The organism is Deinococcus aerius (assembly GCF_002897375.1).
Lineage (GTDB): Bacteria > Deinococcota > Deinococci > Deinococcales > Deinococcaceae > Deinococcus > Deinococcus aerius.
In genome coordinates this window covers 111,038-133,590 of sequence record NZ_BFAG01000007.1, presented here as the reverse complement: position 1 = coordinate 133,590, position 22,553 = coordinate 111,038, and the positions used below count along the sequence as shown (strand labels likewise).

18 protein-coding genes are annotated in these 22,553 nt (G+C 70.6%); 11 read left to right on the top strand and 7 right to left on the bottom strand.

The annotated features are described in order from the left end of the window. Positions 1–2 precede the first annotated feature (2 nt). The 7 genes from DAERI_RS22585 to DAERI_RS11215 all read left to right on the top strand — a co-directional run bounded on the left by DAERI_RS22585 (position 3) and on the right by DAERI_RS11215 (position 9,016). On the top strand, positions 3–1,304 hold the full coding sequence (locus DAERI_RS22585) for a M16 family metallopeptidase (RefSeq protein WP_201262740.1): 1,302 nt from the start codon (positions 3–5) through the stop codon (positions 1,302–1,304). Between the two features lie 592 nt (positions 1,305–1,896). Beyond that, positions 1,897–3,342: an aminobutyraldehyde dehydrogenase gene (locus DAERI_RS11240; RefSeq protein WP_103129521.1), complete on the top strand. Its 1,446-nt coding sequence runs from the start codon at positions 1,897–1,899 to the stop codon at positions 3,340–3,342. Continuing rightward, positions 3,339–4,964 (top strand): flavin monoamine oxidase family protein, encoded by a 1,626-nt coding sequence (locus tag DAERI_RS11235; RefSeq protein ID WP_103129520.1) that lies wholly within the window; start codon positions 3,339–3,341, stop codon positions 4,962–4,964. Before DAERI_RS11240 ends, DAERI_RS11235 begins: the two co-directional genes overlap by 4 nt. A gap of 127 nt (positions 4,965–5,091) precedes the next feature. Beyond that, positions 5,092–6,240: an ABC transporter substrate-binding protein gene (locus DAERI_RS11230; RefSeq protein ID WP_201262739.1), complete on the top strand. Its 1,149-nt coding sequence runs from the start codon at positions 5,092–5,094 to the stop codon at positions 6,238–6,240. Between the two features lie 6 nt (positions 6,241–6,246). Further along, positions 6,247–7,275 (top strand): ABC transporter ATP-binding protein, encoded by a 1,029-nt coding sequence (locus tag DAERI_RS11225; RefSeq protein ID WP_103129518.1) that lies wholly within the window; start codon positions 6,247–6,249, stop codon positions 7,273–7,275. Continuing rightward, entirely contained in the window at positions 7,272–8,210 is a 939-nt protein-coding gene (locus DAERI_RS11220) for an ABC transporter permease (protein WP_201262738.1), read from the top strand. The genes DAERI_RS11225 and DAERI_RS11220 overlap by 4 nt, the downstream gene beginning before the upstream one ends. Next, positions 8,207–9,016, top strand: coding sequence for an ABC transporter permease (locus DAERI_RS11215; RefSeq protein WP_103129517.1), 810 nt, complete (start codon positions 8,207–8,209; stop codon positions 9,014–9,016). The genes DAERI_RS11220 and DAERI_RS11215 overlap by 4 nt, the downstream gene beginning before the upstream one ends. A 36-nt stretch (positions 9,017–9,052) precedes the next feature. Here DAERI_RS11215 and DAERI_RS11210 read toward each other — a convergent pair whose 3' ends face one another. From DAERI_RS11210 to DAERI_RS11180, 7 genes are all read right to left on the bottom strand, one after another. Next, on the bottom strand, positions 9,053–9,952 hold the full coding sequence (locus tag DAERI_RS11210) for a glycoside hydrolase family 43 protein (protein WP_103129516.1): 900 nt from the start codon (positions 9,950–9,952) through the stop codon (positions 9,053–9,055). A 133-nt stretch (positions 9,953–10,085) separates the two neighbouring features. Next, on the bottom strand, positions 10,086–11,534 hold the full coding sequence (locus DAERI_RS11205) for an NAD-dependent succinate-semialdehyde dehydrogenase (protein WP_103129515.1): 1,449 nt from the start codon (positions 11,532–11,534) through the stop codon (positions 10,086–10,088). Next, positions 11,531–13,081, bottom strand: coding sequence for an amidohydrolase (locus DAERI_RS11200; RefSeq protein ID WP_235610349.1), 1,551 nt, complete (start codon positions 13,079–13,081; stop codon positions 11,531–11,533). The genes DAERI_RS11205 and DAERI_RS11200 overlap by 4 nt, the downstream gene beginning before the upstream one ends. Beyond that, the gene (locus tag DAERI_RS11195) at positions 13,078–13,761 is read right to left on the bottom strand and encodes a GNAT family N-acetyltransferase (protein WP_103129513.1); all 684 of its coding nucleotides are present in this window, start codon (positions 13,759–13,761) and stop codon (positions 13,078–13,080) included. The genes DAERI_RS11200 and DAERI_RS11195 overlap by 4 nt, the downstream gene beginning before the upstream one ends. Next, positions 13,758–15,113, bottom strand: a complete 1,356-nt coding sequence (locus tag DAERI_RS11190; protein WP_103129512.1) for an aspartate aminotransferase family protein — start codon at positions 15,111–15,113, stop codon at positions 13,758–13,760. The genes DAERI_RS11195 and DAERI_RS11190 overlap by 4 nt, the downstream gene beginning before the upstream one ends. Before the next feature lie 190 nt (positions 15,114–15,303). After that, on the bottom strand, positions 15,304–16,599 hold the full coding sequence (gene gabT, locus DAERI_RS11185; protein WP_103129511.1) for a 4-aminobutyrate--2-oxoglutarate transaminase: 1,296 nt from the start codon (positions 16,597–16,599) through the stop codon (positions 15,304–15,306). 103 nt (positions 16,600–16,702) lie between these two features. After that, a complete protein-coding gene (locus DAERI_RS11180; protein ID WP_103129510.1) occupies positions 16,703–18,217 on the bottom strand; it encodes a PucR family transcriptional regulator in 1,515 nt (504 codons plus the stop codon). A gap of 163 nt (positions 18,218–18,380) precedes the next feature. On the opposite strand from DAERI_RS11180, the gene DAERI_RS11175 reads away from it, so the two are divergent. The 4 genes from DAERI_RS11175 to DAERI_RS11160 all read left to right on the top strand — a co-directional run bounded on the left by DAERI_RS11175 (position 18,381) and on the right by DAERI_RS11160 (position 22,344). Next, positions 18,381–19,799 (top strand): APC family permease, encoded by a 1,419-nt coding sequence (locus tag DAERI_RS11175; protein WP_103129509.1) that lies wholly within the window; start codon positions 18,381–18,383, stop codon positions 19,797–19,799. An 80-nt stretch (positions 19,800–19,879) separates the two neighbouring features. Next, positions 19,880–20,950 (top strand): DNA polymerase IV, encoded by a 1,071-nt coding sequence (gene dinB, locus DAERI_RS11170; RefSeq protein ID WP_103129508.1) that lies wholly within the window; start codon positions 19,880–19,882, stop codon positions 20,948–20,950. 73 nt (positions 20,951–21,023) lie between these two features. Next, positions 21,024–21,452: a hypothetical protein gene (locus DAERI_RS11165; protein ID WP_201262737.1), complete on the top strand. Its 429-nt coding sequence runs from the start codon at positions 21,024–21,026 to the stop codon at positions 21,450–21,452. A gap of 268 nt (positions 21,453–21,720) precedes the next feature. Further along, positions 21,721–22,344: an NADPH-dependent F420 reductase gene (locus DAERI_RS11160; RefSeq protein WP_103129507.1), complete on the top strand. Its 624-nt coding sequence runs from the start codon at positions 21,721–21,723 to the stop codon at positions 22,342–22,344. The last annotated feature ends 209 nt before the right edge of the window (positions 22,345–22,553 follow it).

The window sequence follows — 22,553 nt, the reverse complement described above, 5'->3', positions numbered from 1 at the left end:
CGGTGGACCCCGCCCAGGTCGCCCAGTACCTGCCCCCCTCGCCCCCCGCCGGGCAGGCGCAGGTGACCCTGCCGGAGGAGATCAAACTCCCCAACGGGCTGACGGTGCTGCTGCTGCGCAACGCGAGCACCCCCACCGTGACCCTGAGCGCCGACGTGCGGGCGGGCCGCGAGTTCGACACCGAGGACAAGGCGGGGGTGGCCGACCTCGTGGCGGGCAACCTGCTCTCGGGCACGCGGACGCGGGGCGAGCTGGCCCTGGCCCGCGCCCTGGACGACGTGGGCGCCGGGCTCTCGGCGAGTGCCAGCCGCTTCGGGGTACAGATCGGCGGGGCGGCGCTGGCAAAGGACCTCCCCACCCTGGTGGACGTGTTCGCGGACGTGCTGCAAAACGCCACCTTCCCGGAAGAGCAGTTCAAGCTCAGCCAGGCCCAGGCCCTGCAAGGCCTGAGGCGCAGCGCCGACGACCCCGGCACCGTCGCGCAGCAGGTCTTCCGCAAGACGGTGTACCCCAAGGGCAACCCCTGGCAGGTGTTCGCCACCCCGCAGAGCGTGGGCACGCTGACCCGGGACGACCTGACCGCCTTCTACCAGGCGCACTACCGCCCGGACACCACGGTGGTCACGCTGGTGGGCGACTTCGACCCGGCTGCGGTCCGGGCGCTCCTCACCCAGAAGCTGGGCGGCTGGACGGCGCAGGGCCCCGCCCCCACCGTGAGTTACCCAGAGGTGGGCAAACCGGCGGGCGTGGTGCGCCAGAACCCCGACCTCCCCGGCAAGACGCAGGCGGTCACGTACCTGGGCTACCAGAGCATCGACCGCCGGGACCCGCGCTACTACGCCAGCCTGGTCCTGAATCAGGTGCTGGGCGGCGACACCCTCTCCAGCCGCCTGGGTACCACCCTGCGCGACCAGCAGGGCCTGACCTACGGCGTGTACTCGGGCTTCAGCGCCGGGCGCGAGGCGGGGCCCTTCACCCTGGTCATGCAGACCAACCCCCGGGACACCGAGCGGGCGGTGCAGGGGGCCCTGGCGATCCTGGGGCAGGTGCGGGAGGTCGGCCTGACCCAGACCGAGGTGAACACCGCCAAGAACGCGCTCGTGAGCAGCTACACGGTGGGTCTCGCCGACCCCGCCGCGCTGGCGGGCACCTTCACGGGCTTTTACACCACCGGGCTGCCGCTTTCCGAACTCACCCAGTACCAGGCCAAGGTGAACGCGGTCACCCTCGATCAGGTGAACCAGGCCGCCAGGGAACTGCTGGACCCCGGGAACATCGTCATTGTGACGGCGGGCCCGAAGTAGGGGGCAGAGGGACCCGGCGAAGGGACGACAAGACGGCCTCTCCATGAGGCACGTTCAGGCGCCCCATAGACTCGGGACTGCAACCGTGCGCGGGGAAAAGAGCGACTGGAAGCGCCCGCGTCTCGCGGAAGAGTCGAGCTAAGCCCCGCGCGGTCACGGGAGTTAAGAGCCCCCGGCGGGGGCGGCGCTCCTCCTTGCCCGTTGCCAGAGGGGGGCGTGACGCCGCTCCACCATGCCGGGGAGTCGAACGTCCAGACCCGCAGACCGGCAGGGTCCGCTTTGATTCCGGGTCCGGGGTGCCGCAACCAGCCGCGATGCGGGCGATTCGGCGAGGGCCGTTCCACCCCGACCCTGCTGGAGAACCGCCCCGTTGTCCTGTTCTCCCAAGACCCCGTCCTTTCCTTCGTGACTTCCCCACAAGTGTTCGGGAAACTGGGACGCCTACGATGGTAGAGTTACGCCACACACAATTCGGAAACCCTTCACCCCCGGCCCTCACGTTCGGTGCCCCTTCGCCCTCTCCATCCAGCGAGGTTCCCATGACGATCAGGACGCCCTGTTCCTCACCCCGCCCTTCCCGCAGGAGCCCGACATGACGACGGTGCGAGCGAGCACGAGGAGCCTTATCGACCCGGCGAGCGGCGAGGCCTTCGCCGAGGTGCCCGAGCTGACCCCGGGGGACGTGGACGCCGCCGTGACCCGGGCGCGGGAGGCGCAGCGGGGGTGGGGGGCGCTGAGCGTTGGAGAGCGCAGCACGGCGCTGCTGAAATGGGCGGACGCGCTGGAAGCTCACGCCGAGGAGCTGGCCCAGCTCGAAAGCCGCAACGCGGGCAAGCCCATCAAGCTCGCCCGTTTTTCGGACATTCCCTTCGGGATCGACAACGTGCGCTACTTCGCCGCGTCGGTCCGGCGGCAGGAGGGCGCGGCGGCGGGCAGCTACGTCGGCGGCTACACGAGCATGATCCGCCGCGAACCCGTCGGCGTGGTGGGCGCGATCACCCCCTGGAACTACCCCTTCCTGATGGCCGCCTGGAAGCTCGGCCCGGCCCTCGCGGCAGGAAATGCGGTCGTCATCAAGCCCGCGCCGAACACACCGCTCACGACGCTGCGGATGGCGGAACTCGCGCTGGAGGCGGGGCTCCCTGAAGGGCTGATCGAGGTGGTCACGGGCGGCGCGGAGGTCGGCGAGGCGATCTGCACCCACCCGGACGTGGCGATGCTGAGCTTCACCGGCAGCACCCGCACCGGACAGCGGGTGATGGAACTCGCCAGCCGCCTCACCAAACGGGTGACGCTGGAACTCGGCGGCAAGGCCCCCCTCGTCGTGTTCGCGGATGCGGACCTGGAGGCCGCCGTGCAGGGCGCAGTCGCCGCGAGCTTCGTGAACGCCGGGCAGGACTGCACCGCCGCCACCCGGCTCTACGTCGAGCGGGAGGTGTATGACGCCTTCCTGGCCCGCTTCAGGGAGGTCGCCTCCTCCATCCGCATGGGTGACCCGGCGAGCGAAAACACCGACCTGGGGCCGCTGTCGAGCGCCGAGCAGCGGGACAAGGTGCGCCGCTTCGTGGAGGACGCGCGGGCGCAGGGGCTCACGGTCGAACTCGGGGGCGAGGTGCCGCCGGGGCCGGGGTTCTTCTACCCGCCGACGGTGATCGCCAACGCGCCGCAGCACGCCGACTGCGTGCAGGAGGAGATTTTCGGGCCGGTCGTGGTGCTCAATGCCTTCTCGGGTGAGGAGGAGGCCATCACCCTCGCCAACGGGGTCCCCTACGGCCTGGCGGGCAGCGTGTGGACGCGCGACGTGGGCCGGGCGCTGCGGGTCTCGGCGGCGCTGCGCTGCGGGACCGTCTGGGTGAACGACCACCTGCCGCTCGCCTCCGAGATGCCGCACGGGGGCTTCGGACGCAGCGGTTTTGGCAAGGACCTGTCGCACTACGCGCTGGAGGAGTACACGGTGCCCAAACACGTCATGCTCGACCACACCGGGGCGCGGCGCAAACCCTGGCACTTCACGATCTTCGGCGAGGCGGACCAGTGACCCGGACGCCGCTGCTGGGAGCCCTGAGGCGGGCCTTCACCCTTGCCCGGGACGCCGAGCACGCCGGGGTGAGCACGGACGAGGCGTTGGAACGTCGGGAGACGCTGCTCTCGCGCCGGCAGGTGCTGCGGGCCTCGGCGGGGGCGGCGGCGGGCCTCGCGCTGACCTCCTGCGGGCAGGGCGCCCTGGCGGGGGGCGGCGGGCCGCCGATCCGTTCACAGGGCCTCGGGGACGGCTCTCCCGTCGCCATCATCGGGGCGGGGGTGGCGGGCCTCACGGTCGCCTACCGCCTGCACCGGGCGGGCATCCCGTACCGGGTCTACGAGGCCTCGACCCGGGCGGGCGGGCGGATGCACACCCTGCGCGGGCACTTCCCCAGGCCGGTGGAACTCGGCGGGGAGTTCATCGACTCCGGGCACAAGAACATCCGCGCGCTGGCGAGGGAACTCGGGCTGCGGCTGGTGGACCTGGGGCAGACGGACGTGGGCCTTATCCCGCAGTGGTACGACTTCGGCGGTCGCCGCCACTCCGAGCGCGAGGCCGTGGACGCCTTCCGCCCCCTGGTGAAGCGCATCGACGACGACGTGGCCAGCCTAGGCGACGACACGGTGAGCTACACCAACCCCGGCCCGGGGCGGCGCCTGGACACCATCTCGCTGCGGCAGTATCTGGAGGACATCGGGGCGCGGGGCTGGCTCCTCGACCTGCTCGACGTGGCGTACAACATCGAGTACGGCCTGGAGACGAGCGAGCAGAGCCCGCTGAACTTCCTGTACCTCGTGGGCACCGAGCCGGGGCAGTTCGAGCTGTTCGGCGCCAGCGACGAGCGGTACGGGATCGAGGGCGGCAACGACCGGGTGCCGCAGGCTCTCGCCGCAGTTGTGGGGGCCAACATCCGCTACGGCACCTGGCTGGAGGCCGTGCGGGGGCGCCGGGACGGCCAGTATGTGCTGACGTTCAACCGCGACGGGCAGCGGACGGACGTGGTCGCCCCCCGGGTCGTGTTCGCCCTGCCGTTCACGACGCTGCGGCGGGTGGACCTCAGCGGCCTCGCGCTCCCGCAGGTCAAGCGCCGGGCCATCGCGGAACTCGGGTACGGGACGAACGCCAAGCTCATCGCGGGCTTCACCTCGCGGGTGTGGCGGGACCGCTACAGGTCGAGCGGCGAGGTGTTCACGGACCGCCCCTGGCAGAACACCTGGGAGAGCAGCCGGGGTGTCTCGGCCCCGGGTGGCTGCCTCACGAACTACCTCGGCGGGCGCCGTGGGCTGGAAGTCGGCACGGGGACCTCGGAGGCGCGGACCTCGGCCTGGCTGGGTGAGATGGAGCGCGTGTTCCCGGGGCTGAACGCCGCCCGCTCAGGCACGGCCCCCGTGCGCGCCTTCTGGCCGGGGAACCCCTACGTGCGCGCCTCCTACGCCTGCTACCGGGTGGGGCAGTGGACCACGATCTCGGGCGCGGAGGGCGAGGCGGTGTACGGCCTGCACTTCTGCGGCGAACACACCTCCATTGACGCCCAGGGCTACATGGAGGGCGGCGTCGAGAGCGGCGAGCGGGTGGCGCGGGAAGTGCTGGCGGCGGCCGGGCGGAAGGTGCGGGCGTCGGCGTTCGCGCTGGCGTAGCGGGTGGTTGTGGGGCTGGGTGGCCCGGATGCCAGGCCAGTTCACCCCCTCCCAGCCTCCCCCCTCAAGGGGGAGGAGCAATAAGGATAGGGTCTTTGACCCGGTCCCCATCTTCAAAAGGAGTCCTATGCGACACGTTCTGATGGTTTCCCTCCTGCTCTCCCAGACGCTCGCCGCCGCTCAGGTCACGACGATGCGGCAGAGCCTCGGGCCAGGGGAGGGCCAACTTCGCATCCTCGCTTGGCCGGGCTACATCGAGCGTGGGGCGAGCGACAAGAATTACGACTGGGTGACGGGCTTCGAGAAGCAGACGGGCTGCAAGGTGAGCGTCAAGACCTTCGCCAGCAGCGACGAGGCCGTGACCCTGATGAACCAGGGCGGCTTCGACCTTGTGACGGCGAGCGGGGACGCCAGCCTGCGCCTCGTCTACGGAAACAAGGTGCAGCCCATCAACACGAAGCTCGTCCCCTCCTTCTCGCAGGTGGACAAGCGGCTTCAGAACGCGCCGTGGTACGTGGTGAACGGGATGCACTACGGGGTGCCGTACCAGTGGGGCCCGAACGTGCTGGCGTATTCGACGAAGGCCTTCAAGACCCCGCCGACCTCGTGGAAGGTGGTGTTCGAGCCGACCACCCTGTCCGACGGCAAGAGCAACAAGGGGCGGGTGCAGGCGTACTACGGGGCGATCTACCTCGCGGACGCGGCGCTGTACCTGATGAAGACGCGGCCCGGGCTCGGCATCAAGAACCCCTACGAGCTGAACGAGAAGCAGTATGCAGAGGTTCTAAAACTGTTGCGCGGCCAGCGTCAGATCGTGCAGCGATACTGGAACGACGCGAACGTGCAGGTCCAGGACTTCACGAACGAGGGCGTGGTGGCGAGCCCGACCTGGCCCTTCCAGGTCAACACGTTGCAGGCGAACAAGCAGCCCGTGGCGAGTACCCTCCCCGCCGAGGGCGCGACCGGGTGGGCCGACACGACGATGATGCACGCTCAGGCGCCGCACCCCAACTGCGCCTACCGCTGGCTGGAGTGGAGCCTGAACCCCAAGGTGCAGGGCGACGTGTCCGCGTGGTTCGGCTCGCTGCCCGCCAACCCCAGGGGCTGCACGGCCTCGACCCTGCTCGGCAAGGACGGCTGCAAGACGAACGGCTTCGGCTACTTCGACCGCATCTGGTTCTGGCGCACGCCCGTCGCCAAGTGCCCCACCCAGGGGACCTGCGTGCCCTATAGCCGCTGGGTGAGCGACTACATCGCCATCCAGGGCGGACGCTGAGGGCCGATGACGGTCCTGGCGACTTCTCCCACCGTGACCGGGACCCGCGCGAACGTCGCCGTCGCCCTGCGTGACGTGAGCTGCACCTTCGGCACGGTGCGCGCGGTGGACGGGGTGACGCTGGAGATTGCCGAGGGCGAGTTTTTCAGCCTGCTGGGTCCGTCGGGAAGTGGGAAGACGACGGCGCTGCGGCTGATCGGCGGCTTCGAGCTGCCGTCCGCGGGGCGGATCGAGCTGTTCGGGCAGGACGCCTCACGCCTGCCACCCTACGCGCGGGACGTGAACACGGTCTTTCAGGACTATGCCCTCTTTCCGCATATGAACGTGCGGGAGAACGTGGCGTATGCGCTGACCGTGCGCGGGGTGCCCAAACGCGAGCGCGAGCGCCGGGCCGAGGAGATGCTCGACCTCGTGAAGCTGTCGGGGTTCGGGGACCGTCGGCCCGCGCAGCTTTCGGGCGGGCAACGGCAGCGGGTGTCGCTCGCCCGGGCGCTGGCCCGCCACCCCCGCATCCTCCTGCTCGACGAGCCGCTGGGGGCGCTGGACCTCAAGCTGCGCGAGGAGATGCAGGGGGAGCTGCGGAGCCTGCAACGTCAACTCGGCGTCACCTTCGTCTACGTCACCCACGACCAGGGCGAGGCGCTGAGCATGAGCGACCGGGTGGCGGTCTTCGCGGATGGAAGAGTCGTGCAGATGGGGCCACCGCGCGAGGTGTACGAGCGGCCCCGCACCCGCTTCGTCGCGCGGTTCGTGGGCGGGGCGAACGTGCTGGACGGCGGGGTGATCGGGGCGGGGGACGGCACCTATGCCCTGCGGCCAGAGCGGGTGACGGTGCATCCTTCTCCCCGACCCGGCGACCTCGTGGGCACGCTGGACGACGTGAGCTACCAGGGGGCGTTTACCCGGCTCGACGTGCGGGTGGGGTTGGAGCGGGTGTCCGCCGTCATGCCCGCGAGCGTCCCCCCGCCTCCCCTGGGAACGATGGTCGGCCTGACCTGGGACCCGGACGCCCTGCACCGCCTGGAGGACGAGTGAGCCTCTCCCCCGCCCCGACTCGGCCCCTGCGCCGCCGCCTCTCCGACACCCTCGTGCTGCGGCCCGCCGTCCTGCTCGCCGTGACGCTGCTCCCGCCGCTGGCGTGGATGGTCGTCGTGTACCTCGGCTCGCTCGTGAACCTGCTCGTGTACTCCTTCTACGGGCTCAACGACTTCACGGGGCAGGTCGAGCCGCGCTTCACCCTGACCAACTTCGCGCAGGTCTTCACCACGCCGAGCAATGTGGACATCGTGGTGCGGACGGTGCTGATGGCGCTGGCGGTGACGGTGGCCTGCGCGCTGATCGCCTTTCCCATCGCCTTCCTGATGGCCTTTCACGCGCGGGGGGCCAGGAAGGCGTGGCTGTACGTCCTCGTGCTGCTGCCGCTGTGGAGCAGCTACCTCGTGCGGGTCTACGCCGGGCGGCTGGTCCTCGCGCAGGACGGGGTGATCTCGGCACTGGCGGACGCGCTGCACCTGCGTCCGCTGCTGGACGGGTTGTTGAGGACCCCGGTGGTGGGCGGCCCGAGCCTCGCCTCCTCTTACCTCGGGATGTTTCTCGTCTTCACCTATATCTGGCTGCCGTACATGATCCTGCCGGTCCAGGCGGCGCTGGAACGCATCTCGCCCGCCGTCCTCCAGGCGAGCAGCGACCTCGGCGCAAGACCAGCTCAGACCCTCCGGCGCGTCATCCTGCCGCTCGCGGTGCCGGGGATCGCGGCGGGGAGCATCTTCACCTTCAGCCTGACGCTGGGGGACTACATCATCCCCGGGGTGGTGGGGGCGCCGGGCTTCTTTATCGGGCAGATGGTGTACACGCAGCAGGGGACGGCGGGAAACCTGCCTCTTGCGGCGGCCTTCAGCGTGGTGCCCATCCTGATCATCACGGTCTACCTGCTGCTGGCGAGGCGGCTGGGAGCGTTCGACGCGCTATGAACTCGCGGCCTTCCCTCCTCCTGCGGGTCTCGGCGCTCGCGGGGTTATTGTTCCTGTACGTCCCCATCCTGATCATCGCCCTGTACGCCTTCACGACCGAGGACCGCACGTACCGCTTCCCACCGCCGGGATTAACGATGGAGTGGTTTCCCCGGGCGGCGGCGCGCGGCGATATGTGGGCGGCCTTGCGGCTGAGCCTCGGCGTGGCGCTGGCGAGCACCCTCCTGGCAGCCCTGCTCGGCACGCTCGTGTCGCTGGCGATGGCGCGGGCACGCTTCCGGGCGCGGGACGTGGTGACGCTGCTGCTGATCCTGCCCATCGCCCTGCCGGGCATCGTCACGGGGATCGCGCTGCTGACAACCTTTCAGCGCCTGAACGTGCCGCTGGGGACCGCAACTATCGTCGTCGGTCACGCGACCTTCTGCATCGTGACCGTCTACAACAATGTCGTCGCGCGGTTGCGGCGCACGTCCGTTTCCCTCGTGGAGGCGAGCATGGACCTGGGGGCGGACTACTTCGCCACCCTGCGGCGGGTGCTGCTCCCCTCGGTCGCCACGGCGCTGCTGGCGGGCATGATGCTGAGTTTCGCCCTCTCGCTCGACGAGGTGATCGTCACGACCTTCACGGCGGGGCAGCAGCAGACCCTGCCGATCTGGTTCCTGGCCGAGCTATTCAAGCCGCGCGACCGCCCGGTGACGAACGTGGTGGCGCTGATGGTCATTGCCCTGACGCTGGGGCCGATCCTCCTCGCCGTGCGGCTGACGAGCGGGACGGACGAGCTGCACGGCGGGGGGAAGAGCGCATAGGAACGGCAGGCGGGACGGGGTCGGCTCAGGCGCTCTTTACCCCACCCGGGCGAGACGGCCTTCAAGGTGCAGCGCGGAGAGTTGCAGGCTGCGGCGACCGTGTGGGTAACCCACCGCCCCGGCCTGCCAGGCGTGGTAGGCCAGGCGCCACTGCCCGCGCTCGTCCCGGAAGGCGTGGCTGTGGCCCGGGCCTGCCAGCGTCCCGTGCGAGGCCAGCAGCGGCGCGGCGCTGGTCTTCCAGAAGGGACCCAGTGGGCTCTCCCCGCAGGCGTGGCCGATGGCGTAGCTCTCGTCGCCGAAGTCCGCGCACGAGTACAGCAGGTGGAAGGTGCCGCCCTCCTCGATGACCTGGGGCGCCTCCACCAGCTCGCGCTCCCAGGGCTCGCTGGCCGTGAGCAGCCACACGGGCCCGGCGGCGAGCGAGAGCCCGTCCTCGCTCAGCGGGGCGCCCCACAGGTGGGTGGCCTGGTGTGCGGCGTTGCCGTCGTTCTTCCAGTACAGGTAACGTTTGCCGTCTGGCGCGATCAGCACGTCCGGGTCGATGGCCCCGCCGAGGTCCAGCATCGTGATCAGGGGCCGGGGGGCGGCGACGAACGGGCCGACCGGGCTCGCGGACGTGGCGACGCCGATGACCTGGCGGCGCGTGCCCCGCAGCCGGGCGGTGAAGTAGAGCCGGTAGCCGCCTTCCACGGCGATCACCTCAGGCGCCCAGGTGAAGCCGGGCCGCGCCCAGCCGGGAAGGTGGGGCAGAGCGTCGCCCAGCAGGGCAAAATTCTCCAGGTCCGGGCTGAACACCACGGGCACGTGCGCGGCGGGGTTGTTGGTGGCGTAGATGAAATAGCCGCCGGGCACGGGCAGCACGGTGGGGTCGGGCAGGTCTTCGGCGTGCGGGACGAGGGGACGGGGAGCTGCCGGGACAGGCCAGGACGTATTCATGGAGGTAAGCTCATGGTACGCACATGGTCTGACGCGGCTATGACAGGAAAAGCCCCAGTTGTGAAAAAGGGAACATTGAGAAAAAACAAAGATGAGGCGGCGGGGTTACACCCGCCGCCCCGCCCATCCTTCTTCAGACGCCCATGGAGATGAACTTCGTCTCCAGGTACTCCTCCAGCCCCCAGTGCCCGCCCTCGCGGCCCACGCCGCTGTTCTTCATGCCGCCGAAGGGGACGTGGGGGCTCGCCGCGCTCGGCACCCCGTCGTTGATGCCGACGATGCCGTATTCCAGCGCCTCGGCCACCCGCCAGGCGCGGGAGAGGTCGCGGGTGTAGGCGTAGGCGGCCAGGCCGTACTCGGAATCGTTCGCCAGGCGCAGGCCCTCTTCTTCCGTGTCGAAGACCACGACGGGGGCGACCGGGCCGAAGGTCTCCTCGTGCAGGATCAGGCTGTCGGGCGAGACGTTCGTGAGCACCGTGGGCTGGAAGTAGAGGCCTTCCTGAACGCTGCCGCCGACCGTCGCCCGCGCGCCCCGGCTGAGGGCGTCCTCGACGTGGGCCTTCACCTTGTCCAGCCCCGCCTGCTCGACGACCGGACCCACGCCCGTGTCGTCCTGCAAGGGGTCGCCGAGCTTGAGGGCCGCCGTCTTCTCGGTGAGGATGCGGGTGAATTCCTCGGCGACCTCGCGCTGCACGTACACCCGGTTGGTGCTGATGCAGGTCTGCCCGGCGTTGCGGAACTTGGAGCCGACGACCTCGCGGGCGGCTTTCTCCAGGTCCGCGTCCGCGAAGATCAGGAAGGGCGCGTGGCCGCCGAGTTCGAGGGAGACGCGCTTGAGGGTCCGCGCCGCCTGGGTGTACAGGAGGCGACCGACCGCCGTGGAGCCGGTGAAGGTCAGCTTCCGCACCCGCTCGTCCTCCATGAAGGGGGCGGTAAAGGCCGGGGCGTCGTTCGTGGGGAGAACCTGGAAGGTGTTGGCGGGGCCGCCCGCCTCCAGCCACAGCTCGGCGAGGTAGAGGGCCGTCATCGGGCTCTGCTCGGCGGGCTTGAGGATCATCACGCACCCGGCGGCGAGGGCGGGGGCGGCCTTGCGGGTGATCATCCCCGCCGGGAAGTTCCAGGGGGTCACGGCGTACACGATGCCCACCGGCTCGGAGGCCGTGAAGCCGCGCTTATGGTCGAAGCGCATGGCGATGCGTTCGCCGCTGATGCGCCCAGCCTCCTCCGCGCACCACTCGATGAAGCTGGCCGCGTAACCGACCTCGCCGCGCGTCTCGGTGATGGGTTTGCCCATCTCCAGGGTCATCAGGCGGGCGAGTTCCTCCTTGTGCGTAAACATCAGGTCGTGCCAGCGGCGCAGAATCTTGCCGCGCTGGTAGGGGTTGACCTTGCGCCACTCCTTCAGCGCGACCTCGGCGGCGTCGATGGCGCGGCGGGCGTCGTCGGGGGTGCAGTCGGCGACCGCGCCGATGGGTTCCAGGGTGCCGGGGTGGATGACCTCGAAGGTCTTGGGCGTGGAGCGCCACTCGCCGTCGAAGTACGCGCGGCTGCGGGTCACGGGATCGTTTTGCAGGGTGGTCATACTCGCTCGCTTTCTACGGGCGCCTGAGAGGCCAGCACGGCGCCGCGCACCGGGATTCCCGGCAGGTCTTGAGGCTCAGTTTGGAACGGGTCGCCCCCCAGAATGGTGAGGTCGGCGAGGGAGCCGGGGGCGAGGGTGCCCCGCTCGTGCTCGTCGCCGTGCGCGACCGCCCCGCCGCGGGTGTAGGCGCCGAGGGCCTGGGCGACCGTGACCTCCATGCCCGGGACGTAGGGCTCGGCCACCGCCGCGCGGACGCCCGCTAAGGGCCGCAACTCGCGCACGACCGGGCCGTCACTAGAGAAAGCCACGTCGAGCCCCGCGTCGAAGTAGGCCCGCAGGGGAAACACCTGCCCGGCGAGTTCGTGGGGCACGAAGCGGTCGTAGTTGGCCCGCAGTTCGTGGAGGAAGACGGGCTGGGGCACGGCGATCACCCGCAGCTCCCGGGCGAGACGGAGGTGGGCGGCGGAGGGCAGACCGAAGTGTTCGATGCGGTGGCGGGGGCCACTGGGATGTTCTTCAGCTAGCCTCGCGTACACGCTGAGGAGTTGGTCGAGGGCCACGTCCCCAATCGCGTGCGCGCCGATGCGGAAGCCCGCCACATGTGCTTCCCGCGCGAGTTCGTACAACTCCTCCGTCTTGAAACGCAGCACCCCCTGGCTCGGCCCCTCCGTGTTGCGGTAGGGCACGCTCACCGCCGCCGTCGCCCCGCTGAGGCCGCCGTCGCCGAAGAACTTCACGCTGTTGCAGCGCAGGAAGGGCGAGAGGTGTTTCTCGGGCAGGGGCAGCGTTTGCGAGCCGCCGTCCGGCCTGCGGATGTAGAGGAGATTGACGCGGATGGGGAGCCGTCCCGCCGCGTCCAGCGCACGATAGGCGGCGTAGAGCGGCGCATCCACCGCTGGATCGGTCGCCGCCGTGAAGCCGAGGGAGTGGAGGTACTCCAGCCCCGCCAGAATCCACGCCTCGTACTGCGCCTGGGTCGGGGCGGGCATGGCGTCGAAGACCAGCCCGTAGGCCGTCTCGGTCAACCGCCCCCCTTCATAGTCGATCTCGCCGCCGGGGGGGGCGGGGGTGTCCGGCCCGATGCCCGCGCGCTCCAGGGCCGCCGTGCTGACCGCGTGGATGTGGGCGCAGGTTCGGGTGAGGAGGACGGGGCGGCCAGGGGCGAGGGCGTCGAGGAGGGCACGGTCGGGTGAGGCCCCCTGCCGCGTCTCGTTCCAGCCGCGTCCCCAGAGCCAGACGCCGGGGGGCAGTTGGGCGTGGCGTTCCCGCACCATCCGGGCCAGTTCGTCGGGAGACCCGGCCTCCCGCAGGTCGAGCAGCGTCGTGCGGAGTTGGCCCACCTTCCAGACGTGGACGTGCGCGTCCGTCAGGCCGGGGAGGAGGGTATCGCCGCCGAGGTCGTGCAGCCTTGCCCCGGGTCCGGCCACCGTCCGCGCGTCCTCCAGCGTTCCGATGTGCAGCACGCGCCCACTCCGCACCGCCAGCGCCTCCACCGCCCGCCCGTCCGCGTGGGGGTAAATGGGACCGCCGGTGTAAATCGTCGTCACCCTTCCTCCCGATAATCGGCGTTGCGCCACACGATGAAGACGCCGTAATTCCCGCAGGACTCGTCCTCTAAATAGTCGGGAATGATGCCCCATACCCCGTACCCGCGTCCGAGCTGGACGCTGAGAACCGGGTCGCGGCGCTCGCCCCGGATCACCGACAGGACGTATTGCTCGATGGGCATCTGGTCGGCAACCTGGCAGTAGCCCTTCGGCATCGCCCCGGCCACATGCCCTTTCAGGTTCAGGCGGCGGATCAGGCTGTGCCGCGCCCCGTAAAGCAGGGTGGCGATGCTCTGGCCGCGCACATCCGGGTGGACGCCGATGTCCGCGCCGTACAGCCAGTCGCCCCCCGGGTCGTGGGTGGTGAAGAGGTTGTCGCCTGTCTCCTCCAGGTAGGAATGCGCGTAGTGGGCGAAGTCCACCCGCATCCGAAAGTCGCTGCTGGATGCGACGAGCCGCCCCGTCTGCGTGTCCAACACCGCGAGTTGCCCTTCCGGGAAGTGCGCCTGGTGTGAGAGGAAGTGCCGGGCGGTGGCGATCTCCTCCTCGCTGAGGTCGGGGAAGCAGGCACGCTGGACGGCTTCCAGGGCAGGTGCGTCCTCGGCCCTCGCCTGCACGACCACGTAGCGGCCATCCTCGCGGGCAGCCAGCACCGGGCGGTCGGCGAAGGTGGCGGTCATGCGGGCACCGGCTCCCGCATCGTCCGGTACGCCTCGCGCACCCCCTCCACGACGGCTTGCAGGCCCTCGCGCAGCATGTCCTCGGGGATGTCGAGGGCGGGCAGGAAGCGGATGCAGTTGGAGTACAGCCCCGCGCGGATCAGCAGCACGCCGCGCTTCACCGCCAGGGGGACGGAGGCGGCCACGAGTTCGGGCCAGGGCTCCCTCGTCCCCGGGTCCCTCACGAACTCGACCGCCATCATCGCGCCGATCCCGCGCACGTCGCCGATGGGCAGCTCGCCGCGCAGGGGTTCCCAGACCTCGCGGACGACCCGCTCGACCGTCTGCCCCTGTTCCAGGAAGCCGGGCTCGGTCAGCACGTCCAGCACGGCGAGGGCGGCGGCGCACGCAACGGGGCTGCCCCCGTAGGTGCTTCCCACCCCGCCGAGGTGCGGGGCGTCCATGATCTCGGCGCGGCCCGTGACGGCGCTGATGGGCATTCCGGCCCCGAGGCTCTTGGCGCTCACGAGGAGGTCGGGCACCACCGCCGCGTGTTCGATGGCGTACAGCCGCCCGGTGCGCCCGCTGCCGCTCTGAATCTCGTCGGCGACCATGACGGCGCCCGTGCGGTCACAGACTTCCCTGATCTTCTGGAGGAACTTCGCCGGGGTGGGGATAAAGCCCCCCTCCCCCTGCACCGGCTCGACCACGATGCACGCGAGGGCCGAGGCGTCGATGTGCGCGGTGAGGGCGTTGTCGAGGTTCCAGCAGCACCAGTCCACCCAGGCTTCGGGGGTCATCCCCTCCGGCGCGCGGTAGGGGTTGGGGAAGGGCAGGCGGTAGACCTCGCCCGCGAAGGGGCCGAAGCCCTTTTTAAACAGGCCGTACTTGCTCGTCATGCTCATGGTGAGGTTGGTGCGCCCGTGATACGCCCCCTCGAACACGATCACGCCCGCCCGCCCGGTGTACGCCCGCGCGAGCTTGACGGCGTTCTCGACGGCCTCCGCGCCCCCGTTGGCGAGCAGCGTCTTCTTGGGGAAGTCGCCCGGCGTGAGCGTATTCAGCCGCTCGGCGAGGGCCGGGTACGCCCCGAAGTTGGTCACGAGCGCGCAGGGATGGATGAGTTCGGCGGCCTGGGCCTGCACCGCCTCCACCACCTTCGGGTGGTTGTGCCCGACCGCCATCATGCCGATGCCGCCCGCGAGGTCGATGAAGGTGTTACCGTCCACGTCGGTCACGAGCGACCCGCGCGCCGTTCGGACGGCGACCGGGTTGGCCTGCGCGAGCGCGGAAGACACTGCTGCCGCCCGGCGTTTCTGGAGGACCACGCTCTGTGGCCCGGGAATCTCGGTCTGGAGGTGGATATGGGGCATGGTGGATTCTCCTTGAGATGGTTCTCCCTCTCCCCTTGCGGGAGAGGGCCGGGGTGAGGGGGCCACGGAGCGGGCGCCAACGTTGGGAAGATGCTTTCGCCTTTCGGTTGGCCCCGACTGCCGCTTCGGTTCACCCCCTCCCAACCTCCCCCCTCAAGGGGGAGGGGCAAAACGCAGCGAGCGCCAGGCACTACCCCTGCGCCGCCTCCCACACCGCCCCACGCAGCATCTCCAGCCCCTCGTCCAGTTCCTCGTCGGTGACGGTGAGGGGCACGAGGACGCGGATGACGCTGGCGTACATTCCGGCCTTCAGGAGGAGCAGGCCCCGGCGGCGGGCGGCCTCGACGACGCGGGTTGCCATCTCGGGGTCGGGCGTCTTCGTCTCACCGTCCTTCACGAACTCCATCGCCACCATCGGGCCGAGGCCGCGCACGTCGCCGATGCCGGGCACTTCGGCCTGGAGGTCGCGGAAGGCCGCGTGCAGCCGCTCGCCGACATGCCGGGCGTGCGCGAGGAGCGAGCCGTCCTCGAAGAGGTCGAGGACCGCGAGGCCCGCCGCGCAGGCGAGGGGATTGCCCGCATAGGTGCCGCCCAGGCCGCCGGGCGCGGGCGCGTCCATGATCTCCGCCCGGCCCGTCACGCCGCTGATGGGCAGCCCGCCGCCGATGCTCTTGGCGAAGGTCAGGAGGTCAGGCTTCACGCCGCTCCCCTCGATGGCCCAGAGGCTCCCCGTTCGGCCCATCCCGCTCTGAATCTCGTCCGCAATGAAGACGATGCCGTGCTCGTCACACACGTCCCGCAGGGCGCGCAGGAAGGCGGGCGGCGCGGGCAGGAAGCCGCCCTCCCCCAGCACGGGTTCGAGGATGATCGCGGCGACGCGCGAGGAGTCCACGGTCGTGCGGAACAGCTCGTGCAGCCCCTCCAATGCGGCCTCCACGCTCACCCCCCGGTACTCGTACGGGAAGGGCGCGTGGTACACGTCGGGGGCGAAGGGGCCGAAGTTCTGCGCGTAGTAGCCCTTCTTGCCGGTCAGCGTCATGCCGAGCAGGGTGCGCCCGTGGAAGGAGTGGGTGAAGGAGAGGACGGCGGGCCGCCCGGTGTAACTCCGCGCGATCTTGATGGCGTTCTCGGTGGCCTCCGCGCCCGTCGTGAAGAAGATGGTCTTGGCGGGGCGCTCGCCCGGGAAGAGCGCGTTCAGCCGCGCGGCCAGCCGCAGGTAGGGCTCGTACATGGCGACCTGGAAACTGGTGTGGGTCACCTGTTCGAGTTGTGCCCGCACGGCCTCCACCACCCTCGGGTGGTTGTGCCCCACGTTCAGCACGCCGATGCCGCCCACCCAGTCGTGGTAGACGCGGCCTTCCACGTCCCACAGCCGTACGCCCTCGGCCCGCGCGGCGATGATCGGGTGGCCGTTACTCACCCCGCGCGGGACCTCGGACAGACGCAGGGCCAGAAGCTCGTCCGTTCTGGACGGCGAAATGGTCATGTCTTCCTCCTGTGCCGTCAGGGTAGTCACCGGAGAAGGGAGCAGCATGGTGGAGGGAGGCCAAGGGAGACGGGCGTTTGTTGTTTCCTCCCCACAACCATCCCTATGCCGTCAGGGCGTCGAGTTGCAGGGCCAGCCACCACAGCGAGCGGGTGGCGGGGTCGTCCAGGGGGCGGCCCGTCAGGGTCTCCACCCGGTCCATGCGGTAGCGCAGGGTATTGCCGTGGATGCCCAGCCGGGCGGCGGCCTCACTCTGAGCGAAGCCCGTGTCGCACAGGGCCCGCACGGTGGTGATCAAAGCCTCCCCGCCGCGCGCCGCACGCAGGGGGGAAAGGAGGCTCCCCACGAGGTCAGCCTGGGCGTCGCGGTCGCCGCTGAGGGCCCTTGGGACCAGCACCTCCGCGTAGGACCGCAGCTCTCCGGGCCGGGCATAGGCCGCCAGGGTCAGCACCTCCGCGCGGCCCTGCGCCACCCCGTCCGCGCCAGACCGAGCCCGCCCGTACACCATGCCGCCGGGGGACGGGTCCCCGTCCTCGGCCTCCCAGCCCAGCCGCGCCCACGCCCACACCTGCCCGGGGCTCACCCGCTCGGGCAGCAGGAACCAGACGTGGTTGAGGCTGACGCTGACGAGGGGGGCGGCGCCCAGGGAGGTCAGGACCTCGCGGACCCGTCCGGCGGCCCGCTCGCGCCGGGCGAAGCCCTCCGGGGAGAGGGGCAGGGGCGCGTCGAGGACGAGGAGGGCGACCCGGTAGCTTCCGGCGGGGTCGAAGCCCAGGCGCCGCGCCCGCTCCTGGGCGGTGGAGTCGGCGCTGAAGCGGCCCTCGAGCAGCGTGTCCACGAAGGCGTAGCCCAGCCGCGCCTCGCGCACCTCCAGGTCCCGCTGGGCGAGGAGCAGCAGGGCGGCGACGGTGGCGGCGTGTTCCGCCGAGCGCACCTCCAGGTCGCCCGCGCCCTCCACCCACACGCCCCCCTCGCGCGACCCGCGCAGCAGCACCGGCACGAGGGTGCCCCCCGCGAGCGGACGCGGCCCGCTCCCGGGGCGTTCGAGGGCCTGCCGCGCGGCGGTGGGGTCGGGGGCCGGGCCCGGCGTCAGGGCGTGTCCCCCCGCGTCGAGGAGCGCGGCAGGCCGCCCGAGCTGCGCCGAGAGGGTGGCCGCCACGTCCGCCAGGCTGCCGCTCAGCGCCGCGCGGGTGAGCGCCCGGTGGATCGCCTCGCTGCGCTCCAGCACCCCCGCCTGGGCGCGCAGGATGAACTCGTGGGCCGACTGCACCACCGCCGCGAAGGGCACGTCCCAGGGCAGCTCCAGGGCGGGGATGCCGCGTGCGGCGAGGGCCCCGGCGACCTCCGGCGGGAAGGCCGGGAAGAAGTGCGGCACGGCGAGCACGACCGCCGCCGGGCGGTGCCGCGCGAGGTCCTCGCCCAGCCGGGTGAGCGCCCCCGGCTCGCGCGGCCAGGAGAGCCCGGTCGTGAGGAGCAGGATGTCGGGGCGCACCCATCGCTGGGCGTCGGGCACGTCCACCACGTGGGCCAGCCGCACCTCGCGCGTCAGGTCCACCCCCGGCACCACCACCCGCGCCTGGGCACACACCGGCAGCGCCAGCAGATCAGCGACCCTCATCTTCCCCCGTCACGCCCACAGGATAGGGGTGTTGTGGGGAGGCACCAACCCGCCGCGCCGGACTTCGTGTCACCCCCACAGGGCGGGAATGGTGCGTCCCTTTTAGGATGAGCTTCATTTCCAGAACCAGGTGCCACGCCCCTCTCCCCCGCGCGAGGTTGACATGACGAATTCTCCCGGCTCCCCCCCTTCCGCCCCGGCACGCCCCAAACTCGGCCTCTGGGGCGTTGTCATGGTCATCTATTTCACCGTGGCGGGGGGTGCGTTCGGCATCGAGGGGCTGATCAGCGGCAGCGCACCCGGCATGGCGCTTGCGCTGATCCTCATCACGCCCTTCATCTGGAGCATCCCGACCGTCCTCATGGTCACCGAACTCTCCACCGCCATGCCCGTCGAGGGCGGGTACTACGTGTGGGTCAAGCGGGCCCTGGGCCGGTTCTGGGGCTTCGTGCAGGGGTGGACGAGCTGGCTGTACGGCCTGGTGATCGCGGCGAGCTTCAGCGCCCTGTTCACCGACTACACGAGCAGCTTCCTGCGGCTGGCCTTCGGGGTGACGGTGCTCGACGACTACCCGCTCGTGCGCTGGGCGGTCGCCGTCCTCCTGATCGTGGGCTTCGCGCGGCTGAACATCCGGGGCGCCAAGGCGGTGGGCGACAGCAGCAAGGTCTTCGCGGCCATGGTCTTCGCCCCCTTCATCACGATGTTCGTGCTCGCCGCGGTGCGCTGGGCGGCGCACCCCACCCCCTTCTGGCAACCGCTGACGCCGCCCGACACGGGAGTCTTCGGGGCCTTCGGGCTGGGCCTCTTTATCGTGATGTACAACTTCCTGGGCTGGGACGGCATCAGCACCGTGCTGGGCGAGATCGAGCGGCCGCTGAAGGTCATCCCGCGCGCCATGCTGATCGCGGTGCCGCTGGTGATCTTCGCGTACCTGCTGCCGGTCCTCGCGGGCCTGACGGCGGGCGTGGACTACACGAAGTGGGGCGACACGGTGTTCTTCCCCGAACTCGCCACGGCCATCGGTGGGCGGTGGCTGGGCATCTGGGTCGCGGTGGGCGGCATGTTCTGCGCGGCGGGGCTGTTTGGCGCGATGGTGCTCTCCAACAGCCGCCTGCCCTTCGTCCTCGCCGCCGACCGCTACCTGCCCGCCGCCGTCGTGGCGCGGCATCCCCGCTTCGGCACCCCAGCGGTGTCCATCATGGTCTGCTCGGCCATCTACGCGGTGCTCGCGCTGGGGCCGTTCCAGACGCTCGCGGTGACGACCGTGCTGCTGTACGGGGTGAGCCTGCTCCTGCAATTCGCGGCCCTGATCGCCCTGCGGGTGCGGGAGCCGGGGCTGAGCCGTCCCTTCCGCATCCCGGGAGGCCTGCCGGGGGTGGTGGGGGTCGCGCTCCTCCCTGCCCTCATCATCGTGCTGGCCGTAGTCACAACCATCCGGGACGAGGGTGCGGGCTTCCTGCGGCTCGCCGTGCCGCTGCTCCTGTCCGCGCCCGCCGCGTTCCTCGTCACCACGGCGCTGTTCAAGCGGGGGGCACCGGACGCCCCGCCGGAGGGGGCCGCCGGGCTGTCCCTGGGGGACTGAGGGGGCGCTTCTTCCACCCGGGTCCACACCTGTAAGCTCCCGCACTCCCCCGGCCCTCCCCGCCGGGGGACACTCCCCCTATGGCCCGCCTGATCGTGCACGTGGATATGGACGCCTTCTACGCCTCCATCGAAGTGCGCGACCGGCCAGAAGTCGCTGACAAGCCCGTCGGCGTGATCGCCACCGCCCGCAAGGGGGCGGTGATGACCGCCAACTACGTCGCCCGCAGGTTCGGCGTCCGCAGCGCCATGCCCGTTCACCACGCCGTCGCGCGCTGCCCGGACCTCGTGCTCATCCCGCAACGGATGGACCTGTACCGCGCCGTCTCCGCCGAGCTTCACGAGGTCTTCGCCCGCTACACGGACGTGATCGAGCCCCTGGCGCTGGACGAGGCGTACCTGGACGTGACGGGGGAGGACCGGACGTTGGCCGACGCCGAGAGCCTCGCCCGGGCCATCAAGGCGGACATCCTGAACGAGACGCGCCTCACCGCCTCCGCCGGGGTGTCGGTGAACAAATTCCTCGCCAAGCTCGCCAGCGGGATGCACAAGCCGGACGGGTTGACCGTTATCCGACCCGAGGAGGTGGAGGCCCTGCTCGCAGGGTTACCCGTTGAGGAGTTCTACGGGGTGGGTCCGGTGATCGCGGGGAAGCTGCGGGCGCACGGCGTCAGGACGGGAGCGGACCTCCGGGCGCAGTCCCTGCCCGACCTCCACGCCATCCTGGGTCCGGGCAAACTTGCCCCCCGGCTGCACGGCCTGGCGCGCGGGGTGGACGAGCGGCCCGTCGAGGCGCACCGGGAGCCGCAGACCATCGGGGTGGAGCGGACCTTCGACCGGGACCTGACCACACGCCAGGCCCTGCTCGCCGAGCTGCCGGGCATCACCGCGGAGGTCGAGGCGCGGCTCTCCAAACGGGGCTACGTGGGCCGTACCGTGGTCCTGAAGCTCCGGTACGAGGACTGGACGCCGGTGACGCGGCGCAAGACGGTGGACCGCCCATTAAGTCGGGCCGAGGACCTGACGAACCTCGCCTCCAGTCTCCTCACGCCGGAGGTGCTGGCCGGGCGGGGCGTGCGGCTGCTGGGGGTCAGCGTCCTTAACCTGACTCGGCGGGGAGGCGGGCGGCCCGAGCCCCTGGTCCCCTCATGAAGCCTTGAGACAAGCACTTCGCCCGCATACTCCCCCCGGCCTCTCCCCCACCCTGGGGCGAGGAGGGAAGCACATGACCCGAAAGCCCGAGGAGAAGTACACCGACCCCGAACTGCGGGGGCGCCTGAAGGAGGAGATCATGGCCTCCGACAAGGGCGGCAAGCCCGGCCAGTGGTCCGCCCGCAAGAGCCAACTGCTCGCCCGCGAGTACGAGGGGCAGGGGGGCGGCTACATCGGCGAGAAGGACGAGGCCGCGCGCTCGCTGGAACACTGGACCGGGGAGGACTGGCAGACGGTGGACGGCGACGACCATGCCCGCCACGGGGGGAGCGTGAGCCGCTACCTCCCCAAAGCCGTCTGGGAGGCCCTGAGCCCCGAGGAGCGGCGCGAGGCCGAGCAGAGCAAGGTTCACGGCTCGGAAGAGGGCGAGCAGCACGTGGACTGGCCCCCCGCCGTCCGCCGCGCGATGGAGCGGTTCGAGCGCGAGCAGGGCGGGAAGTAAGTAGCTGCCGGGTGATGATTGCATCATCGCCCCGAGCGGAGCGAGAAGGCAAAAAGTGGCTGGTAGTGAAGGTAGAGCCCTCCCCGGGAACGGCACCGGGAAGGGCGGAACCGCCAGCCGCCAGCCCCTTAGACAGTCGGGCCTCATGAACCACCGTATCCTCTTCGGCTGAGTTCTCCCTTTCGTTCCCTCGCTTTCGCCCGGGGAACGTGTTCGATCTGCCCTTCCCGGAAGCCCATCAGGAGGTTTGATGGGGCGGGGGTGACCCATGAGAATCGGCATCATCGGTTCGGGGAACATCGGCGGCACGCTCGCCCGGCTTCTCTCGGCGCGGGGCCACGAGGTCTTCCTCGCCAACTCGCGGGGGCCGGACAGTCTGCGGGAGCTGGTGGCGGACCTCGGCCCAAACGTCCGCGCGGTCACGGTGCAGGGCGCGGCCCGGGAGGGCGAGGTCGTGATCGAGGCCATTCCTTTCGGGCGGCTGGCCGAGCTGCCGCGCGCCGAACTCGACGGAAAAATCCTCGTCACGGCGGCGAACTACTACCCGCAGCGCGACGGGCAGATCGACCTCGGCGGGCGGTCGGAGGCCGAGTACACCGCCCGGCTCCTGCCTGGCGTGAGGGTGGTCAAGGCCTTCAACACGATCTGGTTCAAACACCTCGCCCAGCAGGGCGACCCGGCGAAGGGGCCGGACGAGCGCCGCGCCATCTTCGTGGAGGCCGACGACCCGGAGGCGAAGACGGTCGTGTCGCGGCTGATCGATGAACTCGGCTTCGCAGCGGTGGACGGTGGCAGCCTACGGGACAGTACCCGCTTTCAGCCGGGCGCGCCGCTGTATAACCGGGACCTTACCGGGCGGGAGGCCAGGGAGGCTCTGGGTAAGGGGAGCTGACCCTTCCGGTCAGGCCGCCAGCGGGAGAACGAGGGCAAGAGCAACGGGGCGAGGGGTCGAACCAGGTCGGAGCCTTCATGGGGGGCGTATCTCCTCAGTGGACGGAGCGTAGAGGAGAGGTCCTGATTCCAGGATGACTGGGCGGCTGGGCGGCCTTGAGTGGGGCGAGGACCCCCAACAAACCGGAAATGGATGGGGGGGTTGCCCGG

Coding starts and splice junctions, on each gene's coding strand:
- DAERI_RS11195 (WP_103129513.1), bottom strand. CDS start 13,761: ATGACCGCCACCTTCGCCGACCGCCCGGTGCTGGCTGCCCGCGAGGAT.
- DAERI_RS11210 (WP_103129516.1), bottom strand. CDS start 9,952: ATGAATACGTCCTGGCCTGTCCCGGCAGCTCCCCGTCCCCTCGTCCCG.
- DAERI_RS11230 (WP_201262739.1), top strand. CDS start 5,092: ATGCGACACGTTCTGATGGTTTCCCTCCTGCTCTCCCAGACGCTCGCC.
- gabT (WP_103129511.1), bottom strand. CDS start 16,599: ATGACCATTTCGCCGTCCAGAACGGACGAGCTTCTGGCCCTGCGTCTG.
- DAERI_RS11160 (WP_103129507.1), top strand. CDS start 21,721: ATGAGAATCGGCATCATCGGTTCGGGGAACATCGGCGGCACGCTCGCC.
- DAERI_RS11180 (WP_103129510.1), bottom strand. CDS start 18,217: ATGAGGGTCGCTGATCTGCTGGCGCTGCCGGTGTGTGCCCAGGCGCGG.
- DAERI_RS11175 (WP_103129509.1), top strand. CDS start 18,381: ATGACGAATTCTCCCGGCTCCCCCCCTTCCGCCCCGGCACGCCCCAAA.
- DAERI_RS11165 (WP_201262737.1), top strand. CDS start 21,024: ATGACCCGAAAGCCCGAGGAGAAGTACACCGACCCCGAACTGCGGGGG.
- DAERI_RS11240 (WP_103129521.1), top strand. CDS start 1,897: ATGACGACGGTGCGAGCGAGCACGAGGAGCCTTATCGACCCGGCGAGC.
- DAERI_RS11225 (WP_103129518.1), top strand. CDS start 6,247: ATGACGGTCCTGGCGACTTCTCCCACCGTGACCGGGACCCGCGCGAAC.
- DAERI_RS11190 (WP_103129512.1), bottom strand. CDS start 15,113: ATGCCCCATATCCACCTCCAGACCGAGATTCCCGGGCCACAGAGCGTG.
- DAERI_RS11215 (WP_103129517.1), top strand. CDS start 8,207: ATGAACTCGCGGCCTTCCCTCCTCCTGCGGGTCTCGGCGCTCGCGGGG.
- dinB (WP_103129508.1), top strand. CDS start 19,880: ATGGCCCGCCTGATCGTGCACGTGGATATGGACGCCTTCTACGCCTCC.
- DAERI_RS11205 (WP_103129515.1), bottom strand. CDS start 11,534: ATGACCACCCTGCAAAACGATCCCGTGACCCGCAGCCGCGCGTACTTC.